15 protein-coding genes are annotated in these 12,173 nt (G+C 38.3%); all 15 read left to right on the top strand.

Features of this window, described 5'->3' with window-relative positions:
- Nucleotides 1-6: 6 nt before the first annotated feature.
- Entirely contained in the window at nt 7-639 is a 633-nt protein-coding gene (locus GMD5S_RS0200345; protein ID WP_000698452.1) for a response regulator transcription factor, read from the top strand.
- Nucleotides 640-1,296, top strand: coding sequence for a DNA alkylation repair protein (locus GMD5S_RS0200340; RefSeq protein WP_000060522.1), 657 nt, complete (start codon nt 640-642; stop codon nt 1,294-1,296).
- 116 nt (nt 1,297-1,412) lie between these two features.
- Nucleotides 1,413-1,574, top strand: a complete 162-nt coding sequence (locus tag GMD5S_RS10700) for a hypothetical protein (protein ID WP_000623739.1) — start codon at nt 1,413-1,415, stop codon at nt 1,572-1,574.
- A 2-nt stretch (nt 1,575-1,576) separates the two neighbouring features.
- Nucleotides 1,577-2,404, top strand: a complete 828-nt coding sequence (locus GMD5S_RS0200330; protein ID WP_000439727.1) for a replication initiator protein A — start codon at nt 1,577-1,579, stop codon at nt 2,402-2,404.
- Nucleotides 2,405-2,837: 433 nt separating this feature from the next.
- Nucleotides 2,838-3,176, top strand: a complete 339-nt coding sequence (locus tag GMD5S_RS0200320; RefSeq protein WP_001031739.1) for a hypothetical protein — start codon at nt 2,838-2,840, stop codon at nt 3,174-3,176.
- Between the two features lie 98 nt (nt 3,177-3,274).
- Nucleotides 3,275-3,505, top strand: coding sequence for a PC4/YdbC family ssDNA-binding protein (locus GMD5S_RS0200315; protein WP_029709290.1), 231 nt, complete (start codon nt 3,275-3,277; stop codon nt 3,503-3,505).
- A 5-nt stretch (nt 3,506-3,510) separates the two neighbouring features.
- Nucleotides 3,511-3,735: a hypothetical protein gene (locus GMD5S_RS0200310; protein ID WP_000379145.1), complete on the top strand. Its 225-nt coding sequence runs from the start codon at nt 3,511-3,513 to the stop codon at nt 3,733-3,735.
- Between the two features lie 21 nt (nt 3,736-3,756).
- A complete protein-coding gene (locus tag GMD5S_RS0200305; protein WP_000368851.1) occupies nt 3,757-4,488 on the top strand; it encodes a type IV secretion system protein in 732 nt (243 codons plus the stop codon).
- A gap of 45 nt (nt 4,489-4,533) precedes the next feature.
- Entirely contained in the window at nt 4,534-4,953 is a 420-nt protein-coding gene (locus tag GMD5S_RS10125; protein ID WP_001291572.1) for a hypothetical protein, read from the top strand.
- 70 nt (nt 4,954-5,023) lie between these two features.
- Nucleotides 5,024-5,380 carry a hypothetical protein gene (locus tag GMD5S_RS10770; protein WP_001037297.1) on the top strand — a complete coding sequence of 119 codons (357 nt, stop codon included), beginning with the start codon at nt 5,024-5,026 and terminating at the stop codon, nt 5,378-5,380.
- Nucleotides 5,334-7,700: a VirB4-like conjugal transfer ATPase, CD1110 family gene (locus tag GMD5S_RS0200290; protein WP_000602695.1), complete on the top strand. Its 2,367-nt coding sequence runs from the start codon at nt 5,334-5,336 to the stop codon at nt 7,698-7,700. Before GMD5S_RS10770 ends, GMD5S_RS0200290 begins: the two co-directional genes overlap by 47 nt.
- 11 nt (nt 7,701-7,711) lie before the next feature.
- Complete coding sequence (locus GMD5S_RS0200285; RefSeq protein WP_000088416.1) at nt 7,712-10,297, top strand: phage tail tip lysozyme; 2,586 nt, start codon at nt 7,712-7,714, stop codon at nt 10,295-10,297.
- Between the two features lie 18 nt (nt 10,298-10,315).
- Nucleotides 10,316-10,960 (top strand): hypothetical protein, encoded by a 645-nt coding sequence (locus GMD5S_RS0200280; protein WP_000567329.1) that lies wholly within the window; start codon nt 10,316-10,318, stop codon nt 10,958-10,960.
- Nucleotides 10,961-10,971: 11 nt separating this feature from the next.
- Nucleotides 10,972-11,244, top strand: a complete 273-nt coding sequence (locus GMD5S_RS0200275) for a hypothetical protein (RefSeq protein WP_000035316.1) — start codon at nt 10,972-10,974, stop codon at nt 11,242-11,244.
- Nucleotides 11,228-12,106, top strand: coding sequence for a hypothetical protein (locus tag GMD5S_RS0200270; RefSeq protein ID WP_000488421.1), 879 nt, complete (start codon nt 11,228-11,230; stop codon nt 12,104-12,106). Before GMD5S_RS0200275 ends, GMD5S_RS0200270 begins: the two co-directional genes overlap by 17 nt.
- Nucleotides 12,107-12,173 lie beyond the last annotated feature (67 nt).

Raw genomic sequence — 12,173 nt, 5'->3', positions numbered from 1 at the left:
GTAGAGATGAAAATTTTACTGGTAGATGACCATGAAATGGTCCGATTGGGCTTGAAAAGCTATTTTAATCTCCAAGACGATGTGGAAGTTGTGGGCGAGGCTGCCAATGGGGCTCAAGGTATTGAGTTGGCCTTGGAACTGCGTCCAGATGTCATTGTCATGGATATTGTCATGCCTGAGATGAATGGGATTGATGCAACCCTGGCTATTCTCAAAGAATGGCCTGAAGCCAAGATTTTGATTGTGACCTCTTACCTAGACAATGAAAAAATCATGCCTGTCTTGAATGCGGGTGCCAAAGGTTATATGCTCAAGACTTCTAGTGCAGACGAACTGCTTCATGCCGTCCGCAAGGTGGCTGCTGGAGAGCTTGCTATTGAACAAGAGGTCAGCAAGAAGGTCGAATACCACCGTAATCATATGGAGCTTCATGAGGAGCTGACTGCGCGTGAGCGAGACGTGCTCCAACTCATCGCTAAGGGCTACGAAAATCAACGCATTGCAGATGAACTCTTCATCTCTCTCAAGACGGTCAAGACCCACGTGTCCAACATCCTAGCCAAGCTTGAGGTCAGTGATCGCACCCAGGCTGCGGTCTATGCCTTTCAGCACCACTTGGTAGGGCGGGAGGACTTTTAGATGAGTCTTGTAGATTTACTTGAGGAGCTAGAAGCGGCGAAAGATCCTGAGAAAGCAGGCCCAATGGAAGCCTATATGCGATACCAATTTTCCTTTTTAGGTATTGCAGCTCCTGAAAGAAATGCCCTCTACAAAAAATACTTTCCAAGTGCGAAAAAAACAAAGCTCATCTATTGGGATTTTGTAGACACTTGCTGGGAAAAGGATGCTAGAGAATATCAATATGTGGCTGCCAACTATTTGAAAGCTATGCAGTCTTATTTGACGGAGAACGATTTGCCTAAGCTTGAGCGTCTAGTCGTAACCAAATCCTGGTGGGACACAGTAGATATCCTAGACCGAGTAGTAGGAAGTTTGGTATATGACAAGCCAGAACTGGGAGAAATCATCCTCAAATGGAGCCTATCAGACAATATCTGGCTGAGGCGAGTCGCTATTGACCACCAGTTGTTAAGAAAAGAGAAGACGGATGTTCAACTAATGGAAAAGGTCCTGCTCAATAATCTGGACCAGACCGAATTTTTTATCAACAAAGCCATCGGTTGGGCCCTAAGAGACTACTCCAAAACCAATCCGGAATGGGTAGCAAGCTTCATCGAAAAAAACAGGGAAAGAATGGCTGAACTCAGTATCAGGGAAGCAAGCAAGTACCTTTAGCATCATTGAAAAGCGCATGTATGTGTCCTAAATTGGGAGAATTGAATAAATAACATTGAGAGAACGTGAATAGCGTTCTCTTTTGTTTTTCTCAATTTAATCTCAGGAGGTCACAAATGATATCAAAAGAAAAAGAAACACGTGAATTGATTATTTCATTCTTGATGAAACAGACAGGGATAACCCGTCAAGAATCAATAGACAACATTAAAGAACTAGAATCTTTTGGATTGATTGCTTTTAATTCAAAAGGTGATCTTAGATTTAGGGAGGTTTAGATATGGAAAGAATTTCACTTGCACAGGTTAATAACGGAGAAAGATTCTTCCGTGTACCAAAGTTACTTTTTGAGTCTGAACTCTATAAAAAGATGTCTGCTGAATCTAAATTGCTTTATGCCATCCTAAAGGATAGATTTGAGTTATCAGTAAAAAACAACTGGATTGATGCTGATGGAAATATCTATTTCATCTTTACCGTTGAAGAAATTGGAGAGATGTTAGGTTACGGAAAAGATAAGGTTATTAAGCTGAAAAAAGAGTTGAAAAAATATGACCTACTCGAAGAAGTTCGCCAAGGTTTAAACAAACCCAATTTGATTTATCTTGGTTCTTTAAAGGTTGAAAATGAGGCTAAACCCTTGATACCAGCGGAAGTCGGAAATTCCGACTTCCAGAATTCTGAAAATCAGAATTCAAGAACTCTGGAAAACAGAAGTCAAGACTTCGGAATTTCAGAACCTAATGATACTGATTCTAGTGAGCCTGAGTTTAGTGATCCTGATTTTAGTTTAGAGGAGGAAGAAGAGAAAGCCCCTCAAAATCCTGAAGGAAAAAATAGGGGCAACCTTTCTCGAAAAGTTGATAAGGCGACTAAGTACGACCGAGATTATATTTGGAACTTGGTTCATGACCAGTTACTAAAAGAAAACTTCTCACAGGCTACCGCAGATTATGCGATGATACATTTTGATGACCGCTATCAATACGCTTTAGAGAATATGAGGTTTGCCCGCTCGTCTGAAATGGTTGCTGAATACGTATTTAACGGCGTGATGGCTGAATGGAGTCAGAGGATCAGAAAGCAACAAAATAAAGGGGTAAGCTGATGAAAAAGTTAGTAAAGAAAATTGCTCTAAATTTGCTGATTATTACTTGTATTTTTTGCGTATCATACTTTATGCCCAAAATTTTCCTTTCGGATTTTCCTGGTTTCCAGCAATTTATGAGCTTGTGTATGTTAGTAGCTGGCTATGGCCTCTTCTATGCTGATTAATATTTTCTTTGACCCAAGCAAGTCAATAAACTGCTGAAGCACTTTGACAACTGAATACCCCCTCTGCCCTGATACAGCGTGACTATGAGATACAAAATTGGGGGCGGAGTGTAAAGCTAGTCATCTAGCCTCAGTCACAGTGCGCATTTTTCGCGGGTTTGTCGTTTTGACCATAAACGGTGCGCATGAAACACGGATATAACCAAAAGGAGGTTATACAGCATGGGTGTAAATCAACCTGAATTTATTCGAGTAGGAGAGAAAGAATGAATAAATTTGAAGACCTTGCAAATATTGACGTTTGCATCAGAGACTTAAAAAAATTAGGACGTGAAGGTGGTGCTTCTGCTTATCTTGATAGTGGTGAAATACTGAAGTTAAAACCAAAGTATGGCACAGTATCAAGAAAAGCCTATGTCGCAGGAAAGCCTATGTACGTTGAGCTAAAGATTGAATACAAAGACGTTTTTTCCGCAATTCGCACAATAGAACGAAATGGAATTTTGGTTGCGAGAAGATGTCGATTTGGAATGTTCAACGTGCTTAGACTTACAGGGACGGGCTATCACCGCACTAGAAAACGAAGCACAGGAGGAAATTTATGACGGATTGGGAAAATGACAAAGGTTGGAAAGACAGTTTTGAAGACCAACAAAAGAAAATCCAGTCCAACCGTCAACCAACAAAAGATAATAATGAGCCTATACGCTTTAAAATCATTGAGACGATTGCTGTCCTATCAAAGAATGACAAAGGGTGGCAAAAGGAACTAAACATTATTTCATGGAATGATGCCGAGCCAAAATATGATATACGGTCATGGAAAGATGACCATTCACGAGTTGGCAAGGGTGTCACACTTTTTGAGGACGAAATGGTCGTCCTTGCAGATGCAATTAAACATTTACAAATTACAAAAAAGAAAGAGGATTAAATCTTATGGATACAGCAGTTAAAGTTTTTCAAATTGTTCAAGCAGTCGTTGGTATTACAGGACTTGTATGGGTTCTTGCAGGAATTATTGATTTCTTTGGTGGTCGTAACAACAATGACTCTATGCGCCAGGAAAAAGGGGCAAATGCCATGATTAACGGTGGCGCTATCGGTGTTATCGGGGCGGCGGTCTGCCAAGCAATTATTGCAGCGCTTCAAGCTATCAGCTAAATCTGAAAGGAGCTAGAGTGAATGGATAATATCACAAATTCTCTAGCTGAGTATAGTTCAACAGTCAATCAATACGCTGATAAGATTAACGGGGCTTTATTGCCAGTCGCTTCAATCTTGATTTTAACTTTCTTTCTATTTGATATTTTTTCATGGAATAGACGGTTAGGACAAGAGGGCGGTGGCTTAACGGTTCAGCTTTGGATGGAAGTAGCCCTTGGATATGCTATTGCATTTCTATTGGTTTATAACATTTCAGAAATCTTTGATTTTATCGTATTTGTCTTTAACAGGGGGATTGCTCTTGTCGATGGCGTGTTACCGAATAAAACATTTAAGTCTGATATGGATACTTCAGGTATAAGTGGATGGATAGCCAAACAGATTGTCAATATCGTAGGCAACTTTACTGAGCTAATAGCTGATGTATGTGCGAAATTACTTGTCTTTATGAGATTTTTCCAAATGTATCTCTTGAAGGCAGTCGCTCCGCTAATTGTGGCTTTCTTCATGTCTGAACAGACAAAGCCAGTAGCCGTCAACTTCTTAAAACACTTTTCAGCTTACGCCTTACAAGGGTTATTGCTTGTCATTATTGTCAGACTTTACCCAGCTTTGGTAACGGATGACTTATTTAAAGCATCATCAGGAGATTGGGCGACTGCTTTTGCATCTATCGCAAAAAGTATTGTCTATATTGTCGCCTTGTTCGGTAGTCAGCGCTTGGCAAAAACACTTTTAAATGCCATGTAAAAAAGCAATAAATTTGGTAAAATAGTTCTATAAGGAGGTGAGTTCATGTCAGAAAAACGATACTATATCAAGCGAGAAGGAAACCATTTCAAATTGTCTCCTCAATCGCAAGAAGAACTAGTAGAAACCCCTACACCAGTTCAATCAAACGCCCCTAAACGAGTGAAACGCTCCATTTGGTCAATGATTGGCAACTTCTTTAGTCTGATTTTATCAGGTCTGATTATGATTATTGGATTTCTGATTGCAACTCCATTTTTCCTTTTAAGTGTCCTTTGGAATTGGATAATCATGTTTATTGGTCTATCTATTTTTTGGAGTATTGCAGGAGTTATTTACTATGGGACGATTTTAGATTACGAAGTTAATACCAACCTTATATTTAATAATACTTCGATACCAATTCTTTTGATTGTGGCTTTAATTGGTGCTATCATGTCAACGATTGGACGCATGAGAGACTAACAAAATTGAAACTGTTGAACAAACACTTTGCCAGAGCAAGGTGTTTTTATTGTAGCTAGAAAGAGGTTGTATGAACAAATTAGGAAGTGAGTTCCTCAAGCAGTTTGACAACTATGAAAGACCCGTCGCCTTTGGGATGACCAAACGTCTTTTAGTCATGTTGCTTGGGATTGGGATAGTGGTGTCACTCACTATCACCATTTCCATAATGGGACTATCAGATATTTTTATGTACCTTGTGGCGCTCCTCATTGCCCCTCCCTTTATCATTTACGGGCTAGGCTTTGATGAAGCAGTCAAAGACAAGGTCATGTTTAATCTAAAAGTTCAGAAGCGAGCTTTTATTACAGAATTTGAGGAAGGAGAGGAGTTCACAAAAGATGATTTTAAATCTTGGAAGAAAGTCAAAGAAGTTGACGAAGGCTGAAAAGGAACGTAAGGCACGCTTAAAACGCTCCTTGAAGGCTTCAACACAAAATACCATTAAATACAATAGCCTATTTGAAAATGGGCTGATGCACATTGCCAAAAACGAATGGTCAAGAACCTATCGCTTGGGTGATGTCGCCTATCTATCCGCTAATCAGGAAGAAAAGATTGACGTGATTGATACACACGCTGAAGCGCTCAATTCACTTGATGCAGGCTCTACTTATCAGCTCCTGGTTATCAATCGGAGAGTCGAAGACAACGCTGTTGAGCAAATTAAGTATGATGAGATTGGTGACGGCTTTGATAATTTCCGTAAGGAATACAATGAAATGATTGAAAGTCGTTTTTCAAGTGACTCAAAGAATTTCAAGGTTGAAAAATATGTGACCTTGAAGACAGAAGCCTATAATCGAGGGCAAGCGGATGCCAACTTAAGCGAGCTAGGCAACTCACTTGAAAATCAATACTCTCAAATGGATATTACCTTTGAAGAAATGGACGGGAAAGAACGTCTTGACGTGTTTGCGGAGTTGCTCCTGGGCAAACACAAACTCCCTTATAACTTCAGGGATATTGCTCTTTCAGAATTACATACAAAAGATTTTATCGCCCCTAACAGGCTTCATTTCTTGGAAAATCGTTTCCGTATCAATGAAGGGGTCGCAAAAGTCATGTATGCTAGAAACTTTCCAACTTTCTTAACAGACCGACTGATTAAGAGTTTAACGGATATAGGCGTTGAGTTGGCTATCACGATTCATGCTGAGCCTTATGAGCCATCTAGCTTTATGCGTAAGATTAACAATGCGGATACAACTATCAAAGCTGAAATGGTCAAGGCTCAACGGTCAGGCGCTCAAGAAGGGGTTGACCAGGATCTGGCTGTCTCAGGTCGAGCACGTGAAATTTCTGAGTCAACGAAACGATGGAAAGAAGAGATTGATGACAATGACCAAAAAGCCTTTTCAGGTTTGATTGCTCTTTACTTCAAGGCTGAGGATGAGGAGGAGCTGGCAAGTATCACAGATAAAGTCTTGACCGCTTCACGTAAGGTTGGCGTTGATTTTCAAGAGTGTTACTATTACCAGGAAGAAGGACTCAATACCATCCTTCCTATTGGTCACACCTTCTTAAATGTGAAACGTCGCTTTATACGTGATATGACAACAGCTAACTTGGCTACACAAGTTCCTTTTATGAACGTTGACCTGAAGTCAGATAGTGAGAGGGCGCTCTATTACGGTCAAAATCAACTATCTAACAATGTGATTACGGTTGACCGTAAAGCAGACCTGAACACTGGTTCGGGCGTAGTTCTTGGCTCTTCAGGTTCAGGAAAGTCTGTTACTGTAAAAACCATGGAAATCATACCAACTTATCTGAAGAACCCTGAAGACCGTATCATCATTGTTGACCCTGAAGATGAATATTCCGATATTGGACGTGAGTTCGGGGCGCAGTTGGTTGATATTTATATCGGTTCTAAGTCACACCTAAACTTGATGGACTTGCCTGATTCGAGTCAACTGAAGGATGAAGATGATGACCCTATCGGGGATAAGTCAAACCTTCTCATGGGGCTCTTTGAGTCTATTCTTGATGAAGTCGGTGACGTGCAATATACCATTATTGACCGTGTGACACGTGAAACATATGCAAGATTCGCTAATGTAGATAGAACGCCAACGCTTGCAGATTGGCACGATGTTTTGCTTGAACAAGAAGAACCTGAAGCCCAGGAATTGGCGCTCAAGTCTGAAATCTATGCCAAAGGGTCACAAAGTATCTTTGCACACGAGACCAACGTTGATATTACAAACCGCTTTGTGGTCTTCAACTTGAAACGCTTGTCAGGAAAACTCAAGCCGTTTGCGATGATGGTTATTCAGGACTACATTTGGAATCAAGTTGTCGCTTCCCAAGGGAAACTCACTACTCGCATTTATTTTGACGAGGTACAGCTCTTCTTCAAAGAAGAAGCCCAGGCTATCTTCTTTACAGAGTTGTATTCACGGGTTCGTAAATATGGGGCGATTGCCACAGCCATCACACAAAATATTGAAACTCTGATGAACAAAGAAGAAGGGCGCAAGTTGGTATCTAATAGTGAGTTCATGATTCTCTTGAAACACAAGAAATCAGACTTATTGGCTCTTTCTAAAGCCATTTCTTTAACTCCAACTTTAGTAAGATACATTGAAAAACCAAAAGCAAAAGGAACGGGCTTGATTGTCGCAGGTCAAGTGGTTGTACCTTTTGAAAATCCTATCCCAAGACACACAAGACTCTATGAGCTTGTCACTACAGATGCTTAGGAGGTGTTACGTTGTCGAGAAAAACAAGACGTGATCTCCGTGATGCCAAACGTGAGTACAAGGAAGCCAAGTCTGACCTCAAGACAACGAAAAACAGCTATAAACAAGCTGAAAAGAGAGAAGCTCGGCTCTTAAACCCCAAGACAGATGCTGAAAAGCGTTACCTGGGGCAGAAACAAAAGGCAAGACGGACGGTCGCTAGTAAAGAGATTGAAACGCTCAAAGAGCGTAAGAAGACCGCTAAAGCAAAGAAACGCCAAGCCATTCAGCGTAACGGTGGGACAAAGGCTCAAAAGCTGGGGCGAGTTACTCATCACCAGGCTTCTCATTTTGTGGATTCAGCTTTTCAGGATAATGATGTGCTTGAAGATATTGCTTCAGCACGTCAGACTATCCGTAGAACACACGCTGAAGTAAGACAAGCTAAGAAGCTAGGCAATTATACCGTCAAGATTGGTAAAGGGGCAACTAGGGTCGTATATGGTGCAGGAAATCGCACCTATAACCTTGTCCGTGGTCGTAGTTTTACCAGGACTCCTGTTGCCAATCGATGGGAAACGAAAGTTACTAATAAATACCAACGTTTACGGGCAAAATTAAGAACTTCAAAGGCAGGTAAGACCGCTAGTGCTACTAAAAAAGTAGCTGTAAAAGTTGGGAAGCCTATCTTGACAGTTCTTAAAAATCCCTTATCAGCTAAAGCCTACTTGATTATGTTTTTAGGAGTTCTGATTATTGCCCTGTTAGGAGTCGTGACAGGTGGAGGAACTTCAACTGTAGCACAAAACGAGTTTGATCTTACAGAAGCTTGGACTCATATTTCAAAAATTGATAGAGAAAAATCAACAGATAAAGTTGATTATTGGACAAATATTGATGAAATAATGATGTTCATGGGTTACAAATATGAAGATTACAAGCTAGATTCACCCTATAATACGGATAAGAAGTGGTGGGAATTAAATCATTCTTACAGGGAGCTTCTTTCCGATACTTGGGAAGAATTAAATAAAGATAAAGACAATTTAAAAACAATGTCTGATATCTATACTTCGTCTGAAAATAAATATCTAAGATTGAGTGAATCCGAGTTGAAAGAGTATAACGAAGTCTTAGAACAGGCAAAACAAGTAGGCTATTATGTAACCTACAACGATTTGTCAAACCCCTTTAATGCTGAAGCAAATGATGAAAAATTAGATCCAATACGGATTGATAAAAGGTTTGGCTATGTTTCAAAAACAGAGATATATAATGGTTCTGTTTTGCAAGCGAATCAAGGGTCAAAACTTTATGCTGTAATGGATGGTACAATTTCTATAAAAGAGCAAGATGTGATTATATCATCAGAAACGGCAGAGTTTACTTATAAGAATGTGACTCGTGTTCGTGTTAATGATGGTGATAAGATTAAAGTCGGGAATGAAATTGGTGAGGTAAGTGATGTAGGAGGGCAAGAAGTTTACTATAGAAAACTCAAAAACAAGAAAAAGAAAGAATGGGTTTGGGTAAATGTTGGTTTCTATCTTCCAAAAGTTGAATACAATCAGACTACTTCAGTAATTTCAGATATGAACCTAGACGGTGATATTGGTAAAAAAATAAATGATATATACAACTTCTTCAAAAAACAAGATAGTAGCGTAACCTTAAATGGTATCTCAGCAATTTTAGGAAACTTTTGGACAGAATCATCAATAACAGCAAAACGTGCTGAAGGAGATTATCTGAATCCTCCCGTGGGAGCTTCAGCTAGCTCTTGGGATGATCCTAACTGGTTGAATATGGGGAATGCTGAAGTGTATCAAGGGAAATATCCAAATATTATCCATAGAGGGATTGGACTTGGACAATGGACTGATACCCGTGATGGTTCGATTAGACATACAATGTTATTGAACTATGCTAAGGAAAAAGGAAAAAAATGGTATGATCTTGAACTTCAACTTGATTTCATGCTAAATGGTGATTCTCCTTACTACATTGAACATTTAAAGAATATCCTTCATTCAAACGATGATGTAGATTATTTAACTAATAAATTCCTGGTTAATTGGGAAGGGAACGAAGGAGATAAAGTAAAAGAACGGCAACATAATGCTCAACAAGTTTTATCGTATCTCAAAAATCCTAGAGGTCACACTAAAGGAGGAAGTTCCGTTTTAGAAAGTTCATGGGGTTTTCCTTCAGAGTATTCATCTAAAATATCTAGCTATCCTTCATCAGCGACTGTATCAGCTAGTCTTGATGGTAATACTTACCCTATTGGTCAATGTACCTGGTACGTGTATAATCGGTTAGTAGAAGCAGGAGCTCCTCATTATAATTGGTTAGGAGATGGACAGAACTGGGTTAGAGGATTGACTGCTAGAGGATGGAAATATAGTTCAACTCCCGTAGCAGGAGCTGTTATGTCAATTCAAGGAGGTTTTTGGAATACTCCAGAAGAGAATGGGCATGTATCTTACGTTGAACATGTAAATGAAGATGGTAGCTTCCTAGTTTCTGAATGTAATATTCAAGGAGTTCAAAATAGAATACATTGGACTCTTTGGACAAATCAAAGTTATTTAACATTTGCAATTCCGCCAAAATAGAAGAAAGAATGGAGAATTATGATAGATTCATCTAAATTAAAAGTAATAAAATTTATTGGTTATATATTATTGATTATCCTTGCCGTATTTATTGGAGTAGGTATAGGACAAACAGTAGCAGATCACAATCAAAAAAAGGAAAGTGCTGAAAGTAAACAGACAGCAACAAAGGAGGGGCTTAATCAGGAAGAGGTAAAAGAATTTTTAGTGAACTATTATACCAAAAAAGATCTTGGAGAGAATAGGAATCGCTATAAAGAGTATATGACTGATGGTCTATATAAACAAACAGTAGCTAAAGAAGAAGAACCTGTGAGCCAAACCTATAAAGGATTTGTTGTAGATTTTCAGTTTAAATCAGCAGAAATTTATATCAATCAAGACAAATTACAAGTTATAGCGCAAGTAAATTATGTAAATACTTTACTAGATGAAAAGAAAAACTATAACACTGCTCAAAAAAATGTTTTGAACAAAAAGACATTGAGAATGAGTTATACTAATGAAAACGGTAAAATGAAAGTAAATAAGATGGAATCCATTATTTTAACTGATCAGACAGGTGACTATGGAATTTTGGATAGTACAAAACCATCTGAAGGTTCTACAACAGATTCATCAACAAAACCAACGACAACACCTAGCACCTCAAATTCAAATTAAAGGAGAAAAATATGGCACCAAAAAAGACACAAACACAATCATTGAAGGGCAAACTTGAAAAATTTAATGCTGAGTTAGAAAAAATTCAAGAACAGAAAAGAGCCTTGAATCAAAAGGAAAAAGAGTATGAAGCGAAAATTAATGCACTTCAAGCAGAATATATCATTGCGTTAATGGCTGAGTCAGGTAAGTCTTTTGATGAATTTGAAAATTTTGCATTTAATAATTCTAACCAGGTAAATTCTTCTGAAGAGGTCGGTGAGGGTCATGTTCAGAATTATTAATCTACAAACAAATCAGCAGGAAACCTGTCAAAATAGGGATGAATTACTATCTCTTATTAATGATAGGTCGGTTTGGGCAGAAGATAGAGGAGAAACTATAACTATTCAAATAGACCAATTGGGAGAAGAGGGGATAATTTTAGACAGTCTATCTTTATCTCTCCCTCTTGAATCAATTGTGGAAGAAGCGCTCTCAGGGTTTGGTTTTAAAAGAGAAAAAAAATCATTTGGATTTTTAAAATCAAATAAGCATAAAAAAGAAAAGCGTACCTCTGTTAAAAAAGATAAAAAGTTAGAATCTCTTAAAAGCGTAGAACAATCTCAAAATAACCTGGTTGAAGATAAAAAAGAGACAGAAAAATTGATTACTAAATCAGTCTCAGATAAGCCAATAAAAACTAAAAAATTAAGGTTTGGTTCGCTTGTTCTTACAATAATTATCTGTTTAATTACAATAGCATCTATTGCTTCATTATCTCTTGTTCAAGTTCAATCTAAGAAAATTAATGAGCTTGAAAATCGGATACAGCTTGAAGAGAAACAAGGGAAAATTGAAGTTTTTGGTAGATTTTTTATCGCAAATTTCTATACTGGAAAAAGTGAAAATATTGTAGATTTTTTAAGCAGTGAAATGAAGACTGAAGGTCTTGAACTCAAAAAAGGAGTTCAAGCACAATCAACAATTTACGAATCACTAACCGAATCACAAGATATTATTCAAGTTACATTTGTAATCACTACAACAGAAGACTCGAATAATATTAAAACGATTAGAATGACTCTTCCTTTACGTGAAGAGGAAAAATCAATGTATGGCTATGTAATCGTAGGTAAACCTATTATTACAGGTTTTGCAGAATAACAAACATTAAAATAAATATTAAAACAAATATTAAAATAAACATTAAAATAAATATTAAAGAGGAAGA

This window comes from Streptococcus sp. GMD5S (assembly GCF_000298715.2).
GTDB lineage: Bacteria > Bacillota > Bacilli > Lactobacillales > Streptococcaceae > Streptococcus.
This window is presented reverse-complemented; position numbering and strand designations above follow the sequence as displayed.

Bases quoted from the DNA above. Each gene is read 5' to 3' on its own strand.
- GMD5S_RS0200305 (WP_000368851.1), top strand. From the start codon at position 3,757: ATGGATAATATCACAAATTCTCTAGCTGAGTATAGTTCAACAGTCAAT.
- GMD5S_RS0200275 (WP_000035316.1), top strand. From the start codon at position 10,972: ATGGCACCAAAAAAGACACAAACACAATCATTGAAGGGCAAACTTGAA.
- GMD5S_RS10125 (WP_001291572.1), top strand. From the start codon at position 4,534: ATGTCAGAAAAACGATACTATATCAAGCGAGAAGGAAACCATTTCAAA.
- GMD5S_RS10770 (WP_001037297.1), top strand. From the start codon at position 5,024: ATGAACAAATTAGGAAGTGAGTTCCTCAAGCAGTTTGACAACTATGAA.
- GMD5S_RS0200280 (WP_000567329.1), top strand. From the start codon at position 10,316: ATGATAGATTCATCTAAATTAAAAGTAATAAAATTTATTGGTTATATA.
- GMD5S_RS0200320 (WP_001031739.1), top strand. From the start codon at position 2,838: ATGAATAAATTTGAAGACCTTGCAAATATTGACGTTTGCATCAGAGAC.
- GMD5S_RS0200330 (WP_000439727.1), top strand. From the start codon at position 1,577: ATGGAAAGAATTTCACTTGCACAGGTTAATAACGGAGAAAGATTCTTC.
- GMD5S_RS0200290 (WP_000602695.1), top strand. From the start codon at position 5,334: ATGATTTTAAATCTTGGAAGAAAGTCAAAGAAGTTGACGAAGGCTGAA.
- GMD5S_RS10700 (WP_000623739.1), top strand. From the start codon at position 1,413: ATGATATCAAAAGAAAAAGAAACACGTGAATTGATTATTTCATTCTTG.
- GMD5S_RS0200340 (WP_000060522.1), top strand. From the start codon at position 640: ATGAGTCTTGTAGATTTACTTGAGGAGCTAGAAGCGGCGAAAGATCCT.
- GMD5S_RS0200345 (WP_000698452.1), top strand. From the start codon at position 7: ATGAAAATTTTACTGGTAGATGACCATGAAATGGTCCGATTGGGCTTG.
- GMD5S_RS0200270 (WP_000488421.1), top strand. From the start codon at position 11,228: ATGTTCAGAATTATTAATCTACAAACAAATCAGCAGGAAACCTGTCAA.
- GMD5S_RS0200310 (WP_000379145.1), top strand. From the start codon at position 3,511: ATGGATACAGCAGTTAAAGTTTTTCAAATTGTTCAAGCAGTCGTTGGT.